We start from the raw sequence: 18,192 nt of genomic DNA, 5'->3' as shown, positions 1-18,192 counted from the left end.
ACGGCGACTCCCTTTTTTACAAGCGCCTAAAAAAGGAAGCAAAAAACGCTCGCCCCTTACGTACGGCCCCTCGCTGAGGCTCGGGGTTCCTTCGCTCCGGTATTCATCCGGGGGCATTGCCCTCCGGTCGGCTTCGCTTCGACCTACATGCAATGAGTTCGACTGCGTCGAATGGCGCTGCGCGCCCATCCCCGGATGAACACCTCCGCTCAGCCTGCCGAGGGGGCGGGTGGATCAAGATCAAGAGCGGCAGGCGAGCTAACGCTCGGCCTGTTGAATGGTGAGGAGCGTGGGGGGACGCGGATCTGCTTTTGCTCTGCTCTTCTGTGGGAGCGGGCTTGCCCGCGAAGGCGTCCTGCCAATCACCGCTACCCCATCAGGCAAGCACCTTCACGTTCCTGCACCACCCGGCTGTCAATCACATGCACGCTATACCCCTGCACATTCTTCGCATGGTGCTTGGCTTGTGACGCCATTTCCGCCAGCTGGCTCGCATCGAGTTGTCCACAGGCCTGTGGATGAAGATGCACCACGCCGATCGACAGCGACAACAGCGCAAACTCCTGCCGCATGCCCTGGCGATTCGGTGCGATGAAGCAGCCGGCTTCCAGGTGCTCGCTGCGGTAGAAGCGCCGGCACTGGCTCTGGAAGTCGTCGAGCAACTGGTTCAATCGTTTGCGCCAGTCTTCCGGGCCGAGCACCAGCAGGAAATCATCACCGCCAATGTGGCCGACAAAGTCGCGGGACGGGTCGATGCGGTCGTTCAGGCATTGCGCCAGGCACAACAGGACTTCGTCGCCGCGGCCATAGCCGTAGATGTCGTTGAAGGGTTTGAAGCTATCGATGTCCACGTAGCAGATCACCGATTCCCGTTGCTGTTGCAGCAGACGCGTCAGGCATTGCTGGATCGGCACGTTGCCTGGGAGCAAGGTCAGCGGGTTGGCATAGCGGGCTTGCTGGATCTTCAGTTCGGTAATCAGTTTGAGTACGTCTATCACGCGGCCCAGCCCAAGATAGCCGCCATTGAGGGTGATGATGAAATCTTCTTCGATGCGCTGGCGGGCACGGCCTGTGATCAGGCGACTGACTTGTTGCAGCGACTGACTCAGCTCGACGGCGAGGAAGTCATCGTTCATCAGGCGACTGATGGGTTTGCGGGCGAACAGATCGGTGGCAAAGGGCTTGAGCAGGGCATCGGAGAGCGAATGCCGATGGACGATACCGCAAGGCTGACCCTGTGCATCCAGGACCGCCAGCGAGTTCAGGTTGGCCTGGCGGCGAAAGGCTTCGAGCACCGTGGCGGTCGGGGTGTCCCGGTTCACGGCGGGTTGCTCGTTGAGCAGTGCGCTGAGGTCGCTGCCGTCTTCGCTCAGTACAACGCTGGTGCTGTCCTGGCGGGGCATCATTGCCCGGGCATCCCGTGGCGGGTGTTCCTGGGGGCGACAGAGCAGATAGCCCTGGACCAGATCGACGCCCATCTCGGTCAGTACCGTGAGCTCTTCCGGTAACTCGATACCTTCGGCTATGACTTGCGCCCGCGAGGCCTTGGCGATTTGCAGGATCGAGCCGACGAACTCGCGCTTGAGCGCATCCTGATGAATGCCATCAATGAAATGCCGGTCGATTTTGACGTAATCCGGCCGCAGTTCGGACCACAAACGCAAGCTCGAATAACCCGCTCCCAGATCGTCCAGCGCAATCGAAAATCCCATCGCCCGATAGTGATGCAGGGCGGTTTGCAGCAGCTGGAAATCATCCGTTGGCGTCTGTTCCGTGAGCTCGATGACCACCTGACTCGGCGCAATGCCGAAGTCCTGCAGCAATTGCAGGGTGCGTCCCGGTTGATGGGCCGCTTCGAGCAGGGATTCGGGGGATACGTTGAGGAACAACAGGCCGGGCAGTTGTTGTTCATTGAAGCGTCGGCAAGCGCTTTGGCGGCAGGCAATTTCCAGCTCGCTCAAACGACCGGCCTGACGGGCGACGGCGAACAGCGCAACAGGGGAGTGCAGAGGGCTGTTGGACGGCCCGCGACTGAGGGCTTCGTAGCCGAGAACGCGTCGCTCAGAGAGGCTGATGATCGGCTGGAACAAACTGTGCAAACCGCCTTGAGTCAGGATCGAGCTCAATGCACTCAGTTGTTCGGTTGTGGTCATGGCGATCTCTGGCGATAAAAAAGGACTGGCGTGGTCCCTTTCGACAAGGAGCACGCCAGTCCCGTATTTCACGACAGAATGATGACTGTTTGATGACGCCCCGGAGGGCGTTAGCATTAAATTGCCATCACCTGTTTGTAAGCACTCAGTGCTTCGCCACTGCCGTATTGAGTTTCAGGTAGTCCAGCAGAATCCGCCCTGTTTCGCTGAGGTAGGCGTCGTCTTCCGGTTTGGTCTTGTCGTCCTCGGCCGCCAGGGCGTCCTCGTCTTCTTTCTTCAGCTCTTTGAGCGGTTCTTCGCCCTTGGCCTTGCGACGGATGTTCTCCATGGCCAGCTGTTTGGCTTCGATGTCGGCGTGCTGGGCACGACGCTCGACTTCATTGAGGCTGACGGCTTTTTCGGCCATCAGTTTCTGCGCCAGGGCCAGCTTGTCGCGGATGAATACGAACTCTGCATCTTTGGCCGTACGCACGTCATGCTCGGACTGGAGTTGCGTAATGTACGGCTTGAATGGGTCGACCGCCGGCTTGATCGCCGCCTTGATGGTGTCCCACGGCATGGCTTCGGGCAGGGCGCTTTCGCCGATTTCCTTAGTGTCGATGATCGACGGGTAATCGATGTCCGGCAAGACGCCCTGATGCTGGGTGCTCTGTCCGGAAACCCGGTAGAACTTGGCCAGGGTCAGCTTCAGCTCGCCATGGTTGAGTGGCTGAATGGTCTGCACGGTACCTTTGCCGAAGGTCTGGCCGCCGATGATCAGTGCACGGTGGTAGTCCTGCATGGCGCCGGCAAAAATCTCCGAAGCCGAAGCGGACAGGCGGTTGACCAGCAACGCCATCGGGCCTTTGTAGAACGCGCCCGGGTTTTCATCCTCCAGCACGTCAACACGGCCATCGGCGTTACGCACGAGCACGGTCGGGCCTTTGTCGATGAACAGGCTGGTCAGCTCGGTGGCTTCCTGCAAGGAGCCGCCGCCGTTGTTGCGCAGGTCGATGACCACGCCGTCGACTTTCTCTTTCTGCAGTTCGGTCAGCAGTTTCTTGACGTCGCGGGTGGTGCTCTTGTAGTCCGGGTCGCCGGCACGGAAGGCCTTGAAGTCCAGATAGAACGCCGGGATCTCGATGACGCCGAGCTTGTAGTCCTTGCCGTCCTGCTTGAGGTTCAAGACCGATTTCTTCACGGCCTGGTCTTCGAGCTTCACCGCTTCGCGGGTGATCGGCACGATCTTGGTGGTCTGGTCGTTCGGCGCATTGCTGGCCGGGATCACTTCCAGGCGTACCACGGTGCCTTTCGGACCACGGATCAGCTTGACCACTTCGTCCAGGCGCCAGCCCACCACGTCGACCATTTCCTTGTTGCCCTGGGCAACGCCGATGATCTTGTCTGCCGGTGCCACCTGCTTGGTCTTGTCCGCCGGACCTGCCGGCACCAGACGCACGACTTTCACCTGGTCGTTATCGCTCTGCAACACGGCGCCGATGCCCTCGAGGGACAGGCTCATGTTGATGTCGAAGTTCTCCGCGTTATCCGGCGACAGATAGTTGGTATGCGGGTCGTAGGACATGGCGAAGGTATTGATGTACGCCTGGAAGATGTCTTCCGCGCGGGTCTGGTCCAGGCGCGCCAGCTGGTTCTTGTAGCGCTTGGTCAGGGTTTCCTGGATCTGCCTGGAATCCTTGCCGGCGATCTTCTGGCGCAGGACCTCGTCCTTGACGCGTTTGCGCCACAGGTCGTCGAGTTCCGCGGTGGATTTGAGCCAAGGGGCGTCCTTGCGGTCGATCAGCAAGGTTTCCTTGGCGGTGAAGTCGATCTTGTCGACGCCCTTGTTCAGCTCGGCAAGGGCAAAGTCCAGACGCGCCTTTACACGATCCAGGTAGCGCTTGTAGATGGTGAACCCGGCGTTCAGGTCGCCGCTCTTGAGGAAGTCGTCGAACTGCGTCTTCCACTTGTCGAATTCGGCAATGTCGCTGGCCATGAAATAGCTGCGCGATGGATCCAGCAGCTTGAGGTAGCTGTCGTAGATGATCACCGAGCGCGCGTCATCGAGTGGCGGCTTGCTGTAGTGGTGGCGTTTGAGCAATTCCACGACGTTCAGACTGGCGATCACTTCGTCACGATCGGGTTGAAGCTTGTCCCAGCTATTGGCTGCGAATGTATTGCTCGACAGCGGCAGCAAGCCGATACCGATGAATAAGGTGAGGGCAGTGCTGGGGAACAGATGCTTCATGCTGATTCGACGCGGGGACAATTGATAACGCATATTAGGCCGTCTTTGAAGTCGCCGGCTCTTTGGGAGCCGGTCGCATAATGCAAAAAGCCCGGCGATACAGCTTCGGGCTCAGTCCAGACTCACTATGGAGGCACTGTGAAAGCATTGCAAGGCGTTGACGGTCAAGTGGTATGGGTTGATGAACCCGGTCCTGCATGCGATGTAGGGCAAGTTCGTATTCGAGTGGCGGCAGCGGGCCTCAATCGTGCCGATTTGTTGCAGAAAGCCGGTCTTTATCCGCCACCGCCAGGGGCCAGCCAGGTGCTCGGTCTAGAGTGCTCGGGGGTCATCAGCGAGGTCGGCGCCGGCTCCTCCTGGCAGGTGGGCGATCGGGTTTGCGCCTTGCTGGCCGGGGGCGGGATGGCCGAAGAGGTGGTTGTCGACGGGCGGCATGTATTGCCGGTTCCCGACGGAATGTCACTGGTCGAAGCGGCGGCATTGCCCGAAGTTTATGCAACAGTCTGGCTGAATTTGTTTCAACTGGCTGCGCTCAAGCCGGGACAGAAAGTTCTGCTGCATGCCGGAGCAAGTGGCATTGGTTCAGCGGCCATTCAGCTGTGCAAGGCCTTCGGTAACCCGTGCTGGGTCAGCGTCGGCTCTGCCGAGCGACTGGCGTACTGCGAAGCGCTGGGTGCCCAGGGCGGCGTGGTGCGTAACGGTGATCTGGAGGGCTTGCGGGATCTGGGGCCGTTCGACGTGATTCTCGACCCGGTGGGCGGCAATTACGCGGCCTTGAACCTGAAGTTGCTGGCTCAGGATGGTCGCTGGGTGTTGATCGGTCTGATGGGCGGGCGCGAGGCCAAGCTGGACCTGGCCCAGGTGCTGGCCAAGCGCGTGCAGTTGCTGGGCTCGACCCTGCGCAGCCGGGATGATCAGTTCAAGGCAGATCTGTTCAGCGATCTGGGCCTGCACGTGTGGCCGTTGTTCGCCGAGGGGCGCTTGAGTGCGCAACTGGCCAGGACATTCCCGATCAAGGATGCCGAGGCAGCGTTTGCCGAGTTGGCGAGCAATAACGTGGCGGGGAAGGTGGTGTTGGTGATTGACGAGAGTCTGAACTGACAACGAGAAACCTGTGGGAGCGAGCTTGCTCGCGATTAGCGGAGTGTCAGTTGATATTAATGCAACTGACTCGCCGCCATTGCGAGCAAGCTCGCTCCCACAGGGGGGCCGGGTTATTTCCAGTCGTGGATCGGCCACCCGGCCTTTTCAGCCTGCTCGCGCAACACCGGATCCGGGTTGACCACGTGGGGGAAATCCACCTTCAGCAACAGCGGCAAATCATTACGTGAGTCGGAATAGAAACTCGCGCCTTCGAGGTTTTCCTCCTCCGCATCCAGCCACTCCAGCAAGCGGGTGATCTTGCCTTCGCGATAGGTCAGGGTGCCCACGGTATGGCCGGTGTAAACGCCCTGAACCACTTCCAGTTCGATGCCCAGAATCTCGTCGATGCCCAGGCGCTCGGCGATGGGGCGGACCAGGTGGGTGCCCGAGGCCGAGATCACCAGGATCCGGTCGCCGGCCTTGCGGTGTGCCGCGATGGCTTTGGTGGCGTCACTGAAAATGATCGGCTCGATGTAGTCTTCCACCCAGGGGCCAACCAGATGCTCGACCTCTTGTGGCGTGCGGCCGATCATCGGCTCCAGGCTGAAGGTCATGTAGTCTTCCATGCGCAATTTGCCGTGGCTGTAGGCATCCATCAGCTCGTTGTTCTGTCGCATGAACGACTCGGGGTCGACCCAGCCCAGGCGACCCATCTGCTCGCTCCAAAGGGTGGCGCAGTCGCCGTGGATCAAGGTTTCGTCCAGATCAAAAATTGCCAGGGCCATCGGGTTCTCTCTGAGAACAGCTGCAAGCTGCAAGCTGCAAGAATTGGGTTAGGTGGTCAGCAGTCTACAACTTGAAGCTTGCAGCTTGAAACTTGCCGCTGCCTTCAAGCTACCTCACACAGGGCCGTCGGATCGATGGAAAGCGCCAGGCGCTGACCATCGGGATGCAGGTCGGCCGCCGAGCGGTTCAGCACATCCACCACCAGTTCCACGCCCCGGGCTTCGACCCGGTAGCGGATTACGTTGCCCAACAGGCTGTGGCTGCGTACCTGCGCGTCCAGTTCACCGTTGAGACTCAGTTCGATGGCTTCCGGGCGAATGGCGATGCGCTTGTTGATTGGCCGCTGCAGCAGCTTCGAGGCGCTGTCGGCGTCCAGCAGGTTGTAGTTGCCGATGAAGCCGGCAGCGAACACATCCACCGGCGCAGTGTAGAGGGTTTCGGCGTCGCCGCTTTGTACGATTTTTCCCTGATTCATCAGGAAAATCCGGTCAGACATGGTCAGGGCTTCTTCCTGATCGTGTGTGACGAAAATCGTGGTCAGGCCCAGTTCGCGCTGGATCTGACGGATCTGTTCGCGCAGGTGCTTGCGAATGCGCGCATCCAGCGCCGACAGCGGTTCGTCCAGCAGCAACAGGCGTGGCCGGGTCACCAGCGAGCGGGCGAGGGCGACGCGCTGGCATTGGCCACCGGACAGTTGATGTGGATAGCGTGCGGCGAAGTCCTGCAACTCCACCAGTTTCAGTACTTCGGCGACGCGTTTCTGGCTGTCATCGGCATTGACCTTTTGCATGCGCAGACCAAAGGCGACGTTTTGCTCCACGGTCATGTTGGGGAACAGCGCATAGCTCTGGAACACCATGCCGATCCCGCGTTTCTGCGGGCTCACCGGCACGATATCGGCACCATCGAGCAGGATTTTGCCGCCATCCACCGAAGTCAGGCCGGCGATGCAGCGCAGCAGGGTGGATTTGCCGCAGCCGGAGGGGCCAAGCAGGGTGACGAACTCACCTTTCTGGATTTCGCAATTGATGTCGCTGAACACTGTGGTGCCGGCGAAGCTTTTCTGAAGATGTTGGACGCTGACATAGCTCATTCGCTTTTGTCCCTGTTCAAGATATTGGCAATCCAGGTCAGAACCAGCACAAAGAAGAAGTAGGAAATCACCAGCGCACTGGTGAAATGACCGCTGCTGTTGCGCATGTTGTTGAGGTAGACCTGCAGGGTTTCGTAGCGGGTGCCGACGAGGATGTTGGCGAACACGAACTCACCGAACAGGAACGAGAACGACAGCAGCAGCGCCACCATCAGGCCCTTGCGCAGGTTCGGCAGCACCACCAGGAAGGCGGCTTGCCAGGTACTGGCGCCGAGCAACTGGGCGGCGTCCATCAGGTCGCGCAGGTTGATCGCTTGCAGGTTGTTGGTGATCGCCCGGTACATGAACGGCAGCGCCACGGTGAAGTAGCAACCGATCAGGATCCAGGGTGTACCGACCATGGCGAACGGTCCGGAACCATAGAGCTGCAGCAGCCCCACCGACGACACCACCGGTGGCACGGCGAAGGGCAGCAGGATCAGGATGTTCATCAGCGCATCGAGTTTCGGGAAATGGTAATGCACCACAAACAGCAGCGGCAGGATCAGCACCACGGAAAGAACCAGTGAACCGACGCAGACCAGCAGCGATTGCCCGAACGCATGCAGGAAGCGCGGATCGCTCCACAGCTGGATGTACCACTTGAGGGTGAAGCCGCTGGGCAGAATGGTCGCCGACCAACTGCTGGCGATCGAATAGATCAGCGTGCCGGCCAGCGGCAACAGCAGGATGGCAAACAACAGGTAAACCACGACGCGGTGGTAGACACCGGCGGGCCCGAGTTCAGCGCGAGACATGGTAGCTCCTCTTCAACAGCAACTGATGCACGATGGTCACCAGGGTCATCAAGGCCACCAGCACCACGGCCAGGGCGCTGGCCAGGTTCGGGTCCAGGGAAATGTCACCGGACACCATCGCCGCAATGCGGATCGGCAGCACGTTGAAGTTGCCGGTGGTCAGGGCGTACACCGTGGCGTAGGCGCCGAGGGCGTTGGCCAGCAGGATCACGAAGGTGCCCAGCAGTGCCGGCGTCAACACCGGCAATCCGATGTGCCGCCAGTACTGCCAACCGTCGGCGCCCAGTAGCGCAGCGGACTCTCGCCAGTCTTCGCGCAGCGCATCGAAGGCCGGGTACAGCAGCAGCACGCCGAGGGGAATCTGGAAGTAGGTGTAGAGAATGATCAGCCCGGTTTTCGAGTACAGGTTGAAATCCTGGATGATGCCGGCCTGCTTGAGCATGATGGTGAAGCTGCCGTTGAAGCCGAGCAAAATGATGAACGCAAAGGCCAGGGGCACGCCGGCGAAGTTGCTGGTCATGTTGGCGAAGGCGTTGACGAAGTTGCGCAGTTTCGAATCGACCCGGCGCAGGGAGTAGGCGCCCAGTATCGCGATGATGATCCCGAACACGCTGGACCAGAAGCTGATCTCGAGGCTGTACTGGATCGCCTGCAGGTAAAACTTCGAACTGAAGATTTTGCTGAAGTTGGCCAGGCCCCAGCCGAACTCTTCCGATTGCAGGCTGTTGATCATCACCCAGGTCAGCGGTGCGATCTCGAACACGATGAAGAACAGTGCGAACGGGACCAGGCATAAGGCTGCCAGCCATTTACTGCGGGTCATGGCATTCACTTGAGCAGCTCCCGGCAAACCGGTTTGTCGTGGGGCGCGCCCAGCAACTCGCAGACGGTGCCGCAGATCTCGGTCTGTTTCGGCGCTGCACCGGCGTCGAAGGTGAATGCGTCGCCGAGAACGAACAACGGCACCTCACGTTCTTCCGGCAGCAGGCCGTTGTGGGAGCGGTCGTTGTTCATGCCGTGGTCGGCGGTGACCAGCACCTGATAGCCGGCATCGAGCCAGCCTTGCAGGTAGTCGGCCAGGATGATGTCGGCCGAGCGGGCACTGTTGCGGTATTGCGGGGTGTCGAGGCCGTGCTTGTGCCCGGCGTCGTCGATGTTCATCGGGTGGATCAGCAGGAAGTGCGGCGCATGGCGCTGGCGCAGGTTTTCGGCGTCGGCGAACAGGTGCGAATCGGGGTAGTGATCGTTCCAGTAGAAATGTCCATGCTGGATCGGCAGTTGCGGGTCATCGGTGTGGCGGTCCCGTGCCGCCACGAAGGGCGAACGGTTGTACAGTTCGCTGACCCAGTGATAGGCCGCCGCGGCGGTGACAAGACCTGCGTCGGTGGCGTAGTGATAGATGCTGCGCTGGTTGGACAGGCGCGAAACGTTGTTGTGGACGATACCGCTGTCGATGGGCGCAACGCCGGTCAGGATGCATTCGTACAGCGGGCGGGACAGGGCCGGCAACTCGCACTCCAGCTTGTAGAGTGCCGCACGTCCTGCTCCGACGTACGCCTGCAGGTGCCCCATGGCGTGACGGGCGACCTCGTAGTTGAGGCCGTCGAGCACCACAAGGATAACGTTGTGCTTCATAGGGGGAAAAACTCCGTGTTACAGATATTCGAAGCTCACTCGATCCACTGTGGGAGCGGGCTTGCTCGCGAAAGCGGTGTGTCAGTCGACATCGATGCTGAATGTCAGTCCGCTTTCGCGAGCAAGCCCGCTCCCACATTTGGATCACCATCAGATCCCGAAATGGGGATCTTCCCGGTTATTGCATATTGATGATGACTTCTTCCTGCCACTTCTGAGGAAGGGCCTTGGAGGTCTTTTCCCACGCATCCGCGTCTTTGATCGGCGTCACTTTCTTGTACTGCTCATTAGGCAGCAGCTTGGCCTTCACGTCGGCCGGCAGTGTGATGTGCTCGGCACGGATCGGGCGGGCGTTGCCCTTGGCCAGGTTGATCTGGCCGGCGTCGCTGAAGATGTATTCGCGGGTCAGCTTGGCGGCGTTCGGGTTTTTCGCGTACTTGTTGATGATGGTGGTGTAACCGGAAATCACCGAGCCGTCGGACGGGATCAGCACCACGTAGTCATCCGGGTTGGCCATCTTGGCCTTGTAGCTCAGGCCGTTGAAGTCCCAGACCACGCCGACTTCGATTTCGCCTTTTTCCATGGTGGCAATCGTCGGGTTGGACATCGACAGGCGACCTTGCTTGGCGATGTCGGCGAACAGATCCAGGGCGGGCTTGAGGTTTTTCTCGTCGCCACCGTTGGCCAGTGCCGCGGCCAGTACGCCGTTGGCTGCCTGGGCCGCGGTGCTCACGTCACCGATGGACACCTTGTATTTGCCGTTCTTGAGGTCAGCCCATTTGGTCGGGGCTTCGGAGCCGTGCAGCAACTTCTTGTTGACGATGAAAGCGATGGTGCCGGTGTAGGCCAGTGCCCAGTTGCCGTCCTTGTCCTTGGCCCAGGCTGGCACCTGATCCCAGGTGGAAGGCTTGTAGGGCTGGACTACGCCCTGCTTGACCGCGATCGGGCCGAACGCTGCACCGACGTCGCCGATGTCGGCGCTGGCGTTGTCTTTCTCCGCGGCGAACTTGGCGATCTCCTGGGCCGAGCTCATGTCGGTGTCGATGTGCTTGAGGCCATACTTGTCGCTCAGGTCTTTCCAGGTGCCGGCCCAGTTGGCCCAGTCATCGGGCATGCCGACGCTGTTGACGGCGCCTTCCGCTTTCGCAGCGGCTTCCAGGGTTTTCAAATCATCGGCCGCCATGGCGGCAGTGCACATTGCGATGGTCGAGCCTAACAGTGATGCCAGGAAAAGCTTTTTCATTCCGAAGCTCCTTGGGTCGTGTTCAACGCTGCGATTGCGGTTTGTGTTGGTCTAGGTCAGCAATACCTGAGCCAATTTAAGGGGGCTGGATGACACTTTGATGTCGCTCGTCGCCCTGGAGGACTTTTTGTTCAGCGGTATCGCGACTGGCCTGATAAGCGTAGACCATGGTCAAGGCCTCGGCTGGCAAGGGACTTGGCCGATGAATTGCAGGTTTTTGAGCTCGCAGAATGGCGACCGTTGGGCAGCTTTGTCACATCTCGGTCATCTACGCTGCCTACGCTTGCAGACTATTGAATGAGCCGGTTTGCGCGGCGGTTCTGCCCTGATTTGGTGCTGGTCTAGTCCAGAAAGGAAACGTTGATGCGTGAAGAGGCAACAAAAGCGGTAACAGCCATCGGTCAGGTGCTTCAGGAGCAGATCGACCACGGACTGTTGACCCCTGGCAGCAAATTGCCGGCCGAGCGCAAGCTCAGTGAATTGTTCGGCACCACGCGGATCACTTTGCGTGAGGCGTTGTTGCAGTTGGAGTCGCAGGGGCAAATCTACCGCGAGGAGCGTCGTGGCTGGTTCGTCTCGCCGCCACGCCTGGCGTACAACCTGATGCAGCGCAGCCACTTTCACGCGATGGTCAGTGCCCAGGGGCGGGTGCCGTCCACCGAGGTGATTTCTGCGCGATTGCAACCGGCGTCGGCGGCCGTTTGTGCCTGGCTGCAATTGCCGGCGCTGTCGAGCGTGATCCAGATCTGCCGCTCACGGCGGATCGACGGGCGGCTGGTGCTGTATGTGGAGCACTATCTGAACCCGCAGTACTTTCCGGGCATCCTCGATTTCGATTTGAATCAGTCGATCACCGAGTTGTATTCGCGGCATTACGACTTGCACTACGGGCGGGTGCGCTTCGAGATTGTGCCCACGGCGTTGTCGGTGGATGCGGCGGCGGCGTTGAAGGTGTCGGCGGGTAGCCCGGGCTTACGGATTGCCCGCGTCAATTATGACCAGCATGAACGCCTGATCGACTGTGACCTGGAGTTCTGGCGGCATGATGCGATTCATGTCGGTGTGGATGTTGTCTAGCGTCCGACCTTCCTGTAGGAGCGAGCTTGCTCGCGATGGTCGTTAACGATTACGCGTGTTTACTGGCAAAACGCGGTGTTCTTGAGTTCATCGTCGGAACGCCGCCCGGAGCAAGCTCGCTCCTACAGGGGCTATTCATTCTGCGGGCCACCACCGGTGGTCATTACCTGAATGCTCATCCGTGGTGTCGCCAGATCCAGTCCGGCTTCATCCATGTGCCGCTTGAGTGACAGGTTGAACGCTCGTGACACTTCCCACTGTTTAATCGGCGCGGTCTTGAATCGGGCGCGCAGGATCGCGTTGCCCGACTCGAAACTTTCCACCCCCTGGAACTCCAGCGGCGACCAGATATTGCGCCGCTGCAACGGATCGGTGCGCATTTTCTGGCCGACTTCGCGCATCAGTTTGATGGCGTTGTCGATGTCCATGTTGGCCGGCACCGCGACCCGGAAGATCGCGTAGCCGAATTCCCGGGAGTAGTTCTTGATACTTTTGATTTCACTGAACGGAATGGTGTGGACGATGCCGTCGATGTCCCGCAGGCGCACGGTGCGGATGGTCAGGCCTTCGACCGTACCGAGGTGGCCGCCGACATCCACGTAGTCGTCGATGGCCAGGGAGTCTTCGATGATGATGAACAACCCGGTAATCAGGTCGGCCACCAGCGACTGCGCACCAAAGCCGATGGCCAGACCAATCACACCGGCACCGGCCAGCAGGGGCGTGACGTTCATGCCCATGTTCGCCAGGGCAACGATCAGCGCGACAATGAAAATGGCCACGAACAGCACGTTGCGAATCAGCGGCATCATCGTCTGCGCGCGGGCATTGGCCAGGCCTTTGCGCGAGCGGGTCAGTGCGTGGTGCACGGCGGTGTCGCTGAGAATCCAGATCAACCAGGCGAACAGCAGCGTGCCGGCGAGGCTGAACAGCTTGACGCTGACTTCGTGGCCGTCGCCTTCGGTAAAGCGGATCAAGGACATGCCCCAGACCCGCAGGCCGAGCTCGATAAAGGCCAGCCACACCAACAGGTGGAGGATTGTGTAGAAGAAATTCTTCAACCGTTCCGAATACACGGCGTAACGCCGGATGCCGCGCTGGGGCTTGAGGGCGTGGCGGCGTACCAGGCCGTTGATGACCATGCACAACACCAGCAACACGGTGCAGATCAGCGACTGGCGCAGGGCCGTGCTGGTGTCGCCGGCGGAAATGAAGGTCGCGAACAGGGAAATGGCCACCAGCACCAGCGCCGGCACGTACCAGAAGGTGCCGAGAATCGACAGAGTGTCGTTGAGGGCGCGGCGGGTCAGGCGTCGGGACAGCGGCTGGTTGCGGATCAGGTGGGCGATCGGGCGGCGGAAACGCAAGATGAACCGCGCAGTGGACAAGGCTGCCAGGACGTTGGCAATCGTGGCTGCCGTATGGGCCAGATGACTGCCGAGGCTGGCGACCAGTTTTGGATCGCTCAGTGCTTCGCCAAACGCGGCGAAACTGCCGATCAGCCACAGCGGTCGAAACGCCTGGTGCCGCAGAATGTACAAGGCGCGGTGGCGGTGTGGGCCGTCGAGCAGGGAAAAGGCAATCACGCAGATGGCCGAGAAGCAGGTGCCGACGACCAATGCATAGGCCAGCACCATGGCCAGGCTTTTGCCCAGGGACGAGGGCAGGGCATAGCTCATGTAGATCGTGATCACCAGGGCGATCAGCCATGGCCCGAGCTTGCGCAAGGCAAAGCGCAACATGTCCAGGGCACGGGGGTGCTGCGGCAGTTCTTCAGTCAGGCCGAAACGCATGCGCACGCGGTGGCTGATCCAGATCAGCGCGGCGGCCAGCAGGCTCCAGACCATCAGGATCATGGCGAACGCAAAGAGCATCGGCAGCCATTCATTGGCCGGCAGCGCCAGGGCCATCAACTCTTCCTGGGCCTGGTCGAACTCGCTGGACCAGCGCGTGAGCGGACTGTCGTCGCCGGAAAATTTCTTTTCGATCGTGGCCAGGGTTCCGCCAATCAGGCCCAGCACGCCTTCTTCGGTAATCGGCTGGGCCTGTTTGGTGGTGTCACGCAGCCTTTTCAGATCGGCCAGCAGCTGGGTGCGTTGCTGATCGTTTTCCAGTGACTTGATCACTTCGTCCAGGGACTGCCCCAGCGGTTCCTGTGCTTCGGGCTGTGCCTTGGCCTGGCCGCCGAGCAGGCTTGGCAGGCCGGCCGCCTGGGCAGGTGCCACTGGCAGCAGCATCAGGCAGGCAAGGAAAAAATACGGAAGGGCAAAAAGACGAGCGAACACTAGGCGGTCAACCTCGCAAGGAGCGGATCGACCGAGTGTACGAGCCCGTCAAAATCAATGCGAGCCAAGGGCGATGAATTATTCGTTGAGTTTGGCGAGGATCTTGATCACCACGGTCGCGAGGATGGTCAGCATGCCGATCCACATGGCGAACACACCGGCATTTTTGTCGCGAAAGTTGAAACCGACGGCCAGCAGGAGCATCCCGGCAAGAATCGGGATCAGCATGGCGTGAAAGGAGGACATCGAGATCATGGAGACAGCCTTGTCGAAGGGATACTTGAAGTCTAGGCCGCTTTTGACGCGGCCGGCGTGATGTGTGTGTAGGAGCGAGCTTGCTCGCGATGGATTTCAGGGCGCCGCGTTTATCCAGTAAGCACGCATGACCGTTCACGTCCATCGCGAGCAAGCTCGCTCCTACAGGGTTTACGGCAATTCGCGGCAGGCGTAGAACGCGCTCAGTACCTTGACCAGGTGCGCCAGGTCGTGGCTGCCGCACAGTTCGCGGATCGAGTGCATGGCGAATGTCGGCAGGCCGATGTCCACGGTACGCACGCCCAGGTGGCTGGCGGTGATCGGGCCGATGGTCGAGCCGCAGCCCATGTCGCTGCGCACCACGAAGCTTTGCACCGGCACTTCTTCAGCCATGCACAGATGACGGAAGAACCCGGCGGTTTCGCTGTTGGTGGCGTAGCGCTGGTTGCTGTTGACCTTGATCACCGGGCCGGCGTTGAGTTTCGGGCCGTGGTTGGCATCGTGCTTGTCGGCGTAGTTGGGATGCACGCCGTGGGCGTTGTCAGCCGAAACCAGCAGGGATTTCTGAATGGTGCGTACGAATTCATCACCTTCAGGCAGCAGGCGACGCAGGGTTTGCTCAAGCATCGGGCCGTCGGCACCGCAGGCCGAGCAGGAGCCGACTTCTTCGTGGTCGTTGCAGACCAGCACGCAGGTTTCGTCGGTGTCGGCCGTCAGCAGCGCTTGCAGGCCGGCGTAGCACGACAGCAGGTTGTCCAGGCGCGCGCCGGCGATGAAGTCGCCATGCAGACCGATGACCGCAGCGCTTTGGGTGTCGTAGAAACTCAGCTCGTAATCGAGCACCACGTCGGCATTCAGGCCATGTTCGCGGGCCAGTTGGTCGGTGAGCACTGCGCGAAAGTCCACGCGCTCGTCACCGGCGAATTGCGCGAGGATCGGTGGCAGTTCGGTCTGGGCGTTGATGGCCCAGCCCATGTTGGCTTCGCGGTTGAGGTGAATCGCCAGGTTCGGAATGATCGCGACCGGGGCCTTGAAGTCGATCAACTGGCTCTCGACCTTGCCGTCACGCCGGAAGGTCACGCGGCCGGCCAGGGACAGGTCGCGGTCGAACCACGGTGCCAGCAGAGCGCCGCCATAGACTTCGACACCCAGCTGCCAGAAACCCTGGCGCTGCAGCTCCGGTTGCGGCTTGACGCGCAGGCACGGGCTGTCGGTGTGGGCGCCGACCAGGCGAATGCCGCCGTGCAGCGGCGAATGGCGGCCCATTTTGATCGCGACAATCGAAGAGTCATTGCGGGTGACGTAGTAGCGGCCGTTGGCTTCGGTATTCCACGGCTCGCGCTCATCGAGGCGTTGATAGCCCGCCGCTTCCAGGCGCTGAACAAGGCTGGCGGTGGCATGGAACGGGGTAGGGGAGGCCTTGAGGAAATCGATCAGGCCTTGGTTCAACTCTTCGCGCATAAAGTAGCTCCAGACAGCAGTGGCGCCAGTTTAACGTATTGGTCAGGGAATTGGCGGTGGTGTGCGGGTGGAGTGGCGCCCCGCCCCGCCCTGTAGGAGCGGGCTTGCTCGCGATGGTCCCAAGAACACCGCAGGGCGCCAGGCTTCCCGCGTTATCGTTGACGACCATCGCGAGCAAGCTCGCTCCTACAGGGGGGAGTGCGTTGCGTTCAGAACGGAGCCGGGCACTCGAAGCGCAGGCGCTCGCCGGTCTGGGGATGGGTGAAGGTCAGCATGCTCGCATGCAGGCACAGGCGCGGCCAGGCCGCCAGCGCCTGCTCGTGGGCATAGAGCCCGTCGCCCAACAGCGGATGACCGATCGAGAGCATGTGCACGCGCAACTGGTGGGAGCGGCCGGTAATCGGTGTCAGCTCAACGCGGCACCAGTCGCCGCAACGCTCCAGCACGCGCCAGAAGGTCAGCGCATGTTTGCCGAATTCATGATCGACCACATGCCGCGGCTTGGTTGGCGGGTCGTAGCGCAAGGGCAGGTCGATGCTGCCGCTGTCCAGTTCCGGCTGACCCCAGCACAGGGCGGTGTAGGCCTTTTCGGTTTCGCGGTCGTGAAATTGCCGGGACAGCTCGCGATGGGTATCCGGGTCGCGGGCCAGCAGGATGATGCCGGACGTTTCCCAGTCCAGCCGATGGACGATTCGCGCTTCCGGGTAGCCGTTTTCCTGCAGGCGGGTAATCAGGCAGTCCTTGTTGTCATCGGCCCGGCCAGGGACAGAGAGCAACAGGGTCGGCTTGTTCACCACCAGTACGGCAGCGTCCTGATGGATGATGTGGATGTTGGACAACGGCATTAAAACAGCCTCGTAACAAACGCCAACGGCGGGTCAGGCCCCTTCCGGTTGCAGAAGGGGCCTGAGCCGCCGTGGCTCCTGGCGGATCGACTCAGCGATCAGGCAGGGTGATGTTGAGTTCCAGAATCGAGCAGCTGCCCTGGCTTTCCAGTGCGACGTGCACGTCATCGGACCCGATATTGACGTACTTGCGGATCACCTCGACCAGTTCCTTCTGCAAGGCCGGCAGGTAGTCCGGGGTGCTGCGTTGGCCGCGTTCGTGCGCCACGATGATCTGTAGACGCTCTTTCGCTACCGACGCGGTGCTTTGCTTTTTGTTGGCACGAAAGAAGTCAAAAAGGTTCATTGCTTAGTTGCCTCCAAACAGGCGCTCGAAGAATCCCTTCTTCTGTACATCAAGGAATCGATGATCCACGGTTTTGCCCAGCAGGCGGTCAACGGTATCGCTGTAGGCCTGGCCGGCATCGCTCTGGTCGTCGAGAATCACCGGAACACCCTGGTTGGATGCCTTGAGCACCGCCTGGGATTCAGGGATCACGCCGAGCAGGGTCACCGAAAGGATTTCCTTGACGTCTTCTACGCCGAGCATTTCGCCTTTGCTCACACGCTCCGGGTGGTAACGGGTAATCAGCAGGTGTTCCTTGATCGGGTCTTCGCCGCGTTCGGCACGACGGGACTTGCTGGCCAGCAGGCCGAGCATGCGGTCGGAGTCACGTACCGAGGAGACTTCCGGGTTGGTCACGACGATCGCTTCATCGGCGAAGTACATGGCCAGGTGGGCGCCTTTCTCGATGCCCGCCGGGGAATCGCAGACCACGAACTCAAAGTCTTCCTTGAGTTGCATCAGGACTTTTTCCACGCCTTCGACGGTCAGCGCGTCTTTGTCGCGGGTCTGGCTGGCGGCCAGCACGTAGAGGTTTTCCAGGCGCTTGTCTTTGATCAGGGCCTGTTGCAGGTTGGCTTCGCCGTTGACCACGTTGACGAAGTCATACACCACGCGGCGCTCGCAACCCATGATCAGGTCGAGGTTACGCAAGCCCACGTCGAAGTCGACGATCACTGTTTTGTGGCCGCGCAGAGCGAGGCCGGTACCGATAGCGGCGCTGGTGGTGGTCTTACCCACACCACCCTTGCCGGATGTAACCACGAGAATCTTGGCCAAGGTGTTTCACCCCTAAGGAAAAAGGACTTTTCAGCCCCTGAAAAACATCTCCTGAAAAACTACTGCAGTCGGACAGCCTTGGCTGGAATC

16 protein-coding genes are annotated in these 18,192 nt (G+C 60.5%); 2 read left to right on the top strand and 14 right to left on the bottom strand.

Features of this window, described 5'->3' with window-relative positions:
- Positions 1-368: 368 nt before the first annotated feature.
- On the bottom strand, positions 369-2,153 hold the full coding sequence (locus tag AC3WN7_RS00955) for a bifunctional diguanylate cyclase/phosphodiesterase (RefSeq protein ID WP_102673310.1): 1,785 nt from the start codon (positions 2,151-2,153) through the stop codon (positions 369-371).
- A 145-nt stretch (positions 2,154-2,298) separates the two neighbouring features.
- A complete protein-coding gene (locus AC3WN7_RS00950) occupies positions 2,299-4,380 on the bottom strand; it encodes a carboxy terminal-processing peptidase (RefSeq protein ID WP_173862036.1) in 2,082 nt (693 codons plus the stop codon).
- Positions 4,381-4,518: 138 nt separating this feature from the next.
- Between AC3WN7_RS00950 and AC3WN7_RS00945 the strand changes: the two genes are divergently transcribed.
- Positions 4,519-5,481, top strand: coding sequence for a zinc-binding dehydrogenase (locus AC3WN7_RS00945; protein WP_102673308.1), 963 nt, complete (start codon positions 4,519-4,521; stop codon positions 5,479-5,481).
- Positions 5,482-5,594: 113 nt separating this feature from the next.
- On the opposite strand, the gene AC3WN7_RS00940 is transcribed toward AC3WN7_RS00945, so the two are convergent.
- From AC3WN7_RS00940 to AC3WN7_RS00915, 6 genes are all read right to left on the bottom strand, one after another.
- Complete coding sequence (locus AC3WN7_RS00940) at positions 5,595-6,248, bottom strand: HAD family hydrolase (protein ID WP_102673307.1); 654 nt, start codon at positions 6,246-6,248, stop codon at positions 5,595-5,597.
- A gap of 104 nt (positions 6,249-6,352) precedes the next feature.
- Positions 6,353-7,342, bottom strand: coding sequence for an ABC transporter ATP-binding protein (locus tag AC3WN7_RS00935; RefSeq protein ID WP_095964001.1), 990 nt, complete (start codon positions 7,340-7,342; stop codon positions 6,353-6,355).
- A complete protein-coding gene (locus AC3WN7_RS00930) occupies positions 7,339-8,139 on the bottom strand; it encodes an ABC transporter permease (RefSeq protein ID WP_095964002.1) in 801 nt (266 codons plus the stop codon). The genes AC3WN7_RS00935 and AC3WN7_RS00930 overlap by 4 nt, the downstream gene beginning before the upstream one ends.
- The gene (locus AC3WN7_RS00925; RefSeq protein ID WP_165824810.1) at positions 8,126-8,962 is read right to left on the bottom strand and encodes an ABC transporter permease; all 837 of its coding nucleotides are present in this window, start codon (positions 8,960-8,962) and stop codon (positions 8,126-8,128) included. The genes AC3WN7_RS00930 and AC3WN7_RS00925 overlap by 14 nt, the downstream gene beginning before the upstream one ends.
- 5 nt (positions 8,963-8,967) lie before the next feature.
- Entirely contained in the window at positions 8,968-9,774 is an 807-nt protein-coding gene (locus AC3WN7_RS00920) for an alkaline phosphatase family protein (protein ID WP_095964004.1), read from the bottom strand.
- Between the two features lie 178 nt (positions 9,775-9,952).
- Positions 9,953-11,017 (bottom strand): ABC transporter substrate-binding protein, encoded by a 1,065-nt coding sequence (locus AC3WN7_RS00915; protein ID WP_095964005.1) that lies wholly within the window; start codon positions 11,015-11,017, stop codon positions 9,953-9,955.
- Between the two features lie 363 nt (positions 11,018-11,380).
- On the opposite strand from AC3WN7_RS00915, the gene phnR reads away from it, so the two are divergent.
- The gene (gene phnR, locus AC3WN7_RS00910) at positions 11,381-12,094 is read left to right on the top strand and encodes a phosphonate utilization transcriptional regulator PhnR (protein WP_095964006.1); all 714 of its coding nucleotides are present in this window, start codon (positions 11,381-11,383) and stop codon (positions 12,092-12,094) included.
- Positions 12,095-12,225: 131 nt separating this feature from the next.
- Here phnR and AC3WN7_RS00905 read toward each other — a convergent pair whose 3' ends face one another.
- The 6 genes from AC3WN7_RS00905 to minD form a co-directional block, all read right to left on the bottom strand.
- Positions 12,226-14,379: a mechanosensitive ion channel family protein gene (locus AC3WN7_RS00905; RefSeq protein WP_102673304.1), complete on the bottom strand. Its 2,154-nt coding sequence runs from the start codon at positions 14,377-14,379 to the stop codon at positions 12,226-12,228.
- Between the two features lie 78 nt (positions 14,380-14,457).
- The gene (locus tag AC3WN7_RS00900; RefSeq protein WP_015096128.1) at positions 14,458-14,634 is read right to left on the bottom strand and encodes a hypothetical protein; all 177 of its coding nucleotides are present in this window, start codon (positions 14,632-14,634) and stop codon (positions 14,458-14,460) included.
- Between the two features lie 171 nt (positions 14,635-14,805).
- On the bottom strand, positions 14,806-16,095 hold the full coding sequence (locus tag AC3WN7_RS00895; protein ID WP_007974949.1) for a M18 family aminopeptidase: 1,290 nt from the start codon (positions 16,093-16,095) through the stop codon (positions 14,806-14,808).
- A 209-nt stretch (positions 16,096-16,304) separates the two neighbouring features.
- The gene (locus AC3WN7_RS00890) at positions 16,305-16,940 is read right to left on the bottom strand and encodes an RluA family pseudouridine synthase (RefSeq protein WP_007974948.1); all 636 of its coding nucleotides are present in this window, start codon (positions 16,938-16,940) and stop codon (positions 16,305-16,307) included.
- Positions 16,941-17,031: 91 nt separating this feature from the next.
- The gene (gene minE, locus AC3WN7_RS00885; RefSeq protein ID WP_007974947.1) at positions 17,032-17,286 is read right to left on the bottom strand and encodes a cell division topological specificity factor MinE; all 255 of its coding nucleotides are present in this window, start codon (positions 17,284-17,286) and stop codon (positions 17,032-17,034) included.
- Positions 17,287-17,289: 3 nt separating this feature from the next.
- Entirely contained in the window at positions 17,290-18,102 is an 813-nt protein-coding gene (minD, locus tag AC3WN7_RS00880) for a septum site-determining protein MinD (protein ID WP_007974946.1), read from the bottom strand.
- Positions 18,103-18,192 lie beyond the last annotated feature (90 nt).

The organism is Pseudomonas sp. FW305-70, from assembly GCF_058783925.1.
The sequence above is the reverse complement of the archived record's forward strand: the minus strand, read 5'-3'. Positions and strand labels throughout refer to the sequence as shown.

Bases quoted from the DNA above. Each gene is read 5' to 3' on its own strand.
- minE (WP_007974947.1), bottom strand. From the start codon at position 17,286: ATGAACCTTTTTGACTTCTTTCGTGCCAACAAAAAGCAAAGCACCGCG.
- AC3WN7_RS00895 (WP_007974949.1), bottom strand. From the start codon at position 16,095: ATGCGCGAAGAGTTGAACCAAGGCCTGATCGATTTCCTCAAGGCCTCC.
- phnR (WP_095964006.1), top strand. From the start codon at position 11,381: ATGCGTGAAGAGGCAACAAAAGCGGTAACAGCCATCGGTCAGGTGCTT.
- AC3WN7_RS00890 (WP_007974948.1), bottom strand. From the start codon at position 16,940: ATGCCGTTGTCCAACATCCACATCATCCATCAGGACGCTGCCGTACTG.
- AC3WN7_RS00950 (WP_173862036.1), bottom strand. From the start codon at position 4,380: ATGAAGCATCTGTTCCCCAGCACTGCCCTCACCTTATTCATCGGTATC.
- AC3WN7_RS00920 (WP_095964004.1), bottom strand. From the start codon at position 9,774: ATGAAGCACAACGTTATCCTTGTGGTGCTCGACGGCCTCAACTACGAG.
- AC3WN7_RS00915 (WP_095964005.1), bottom strand. From the start codon at position 11,017: ATGAAAAAGCTTTTCCTGGCATCACTGTTAGGCTCGACCATCGCAATG.
- AC3WN7_RS00900 (WP_015096128.1), bottom strand. From the start codon at position 14,634: ATGATCTCGATGTCCTCCTTTCACGCCATGCTGATCCCGATTCTTGCC.
- AC3WN7_RS00935 (WP_095964001.1), bottom strand. From the start codon at position 7,342: ATGAGCTATGTCAGCGTCCAACATCTTCAGAAAAGCTTCGCCGGCACC.
- AC3WN7_RS00925 (WP_165824810.1), bottom strand. From the start codon at position 8,962: ATGACCCGCAGTAAATGGCTGGCAGCCTTATGCCTGGTCCCGTTCGCA.
- AC3WN7_RS00930 (WP_095964002.1), bottom strand. From the start codon at position 8,139: ATGTCTCGCGCTGAACTCGGGCCCGCCGGTGTCTACCACCGCGTCGTG.
- AC3WN7_RS00940 (WP_102673307.1), bottom strand. From the start codon at position 6,248: ATGGCCCTGGCAATTTTTGATCTGGACGAAACCTTGATCCACGGCGAC.
- AC3WN7_RS00955 (WP_102673310.1), bottom strand. From the start codon at position 2,153: ATGACCACAACCGAACAACTGAGTGCATTGAGCTCGATCCTGACTCAA.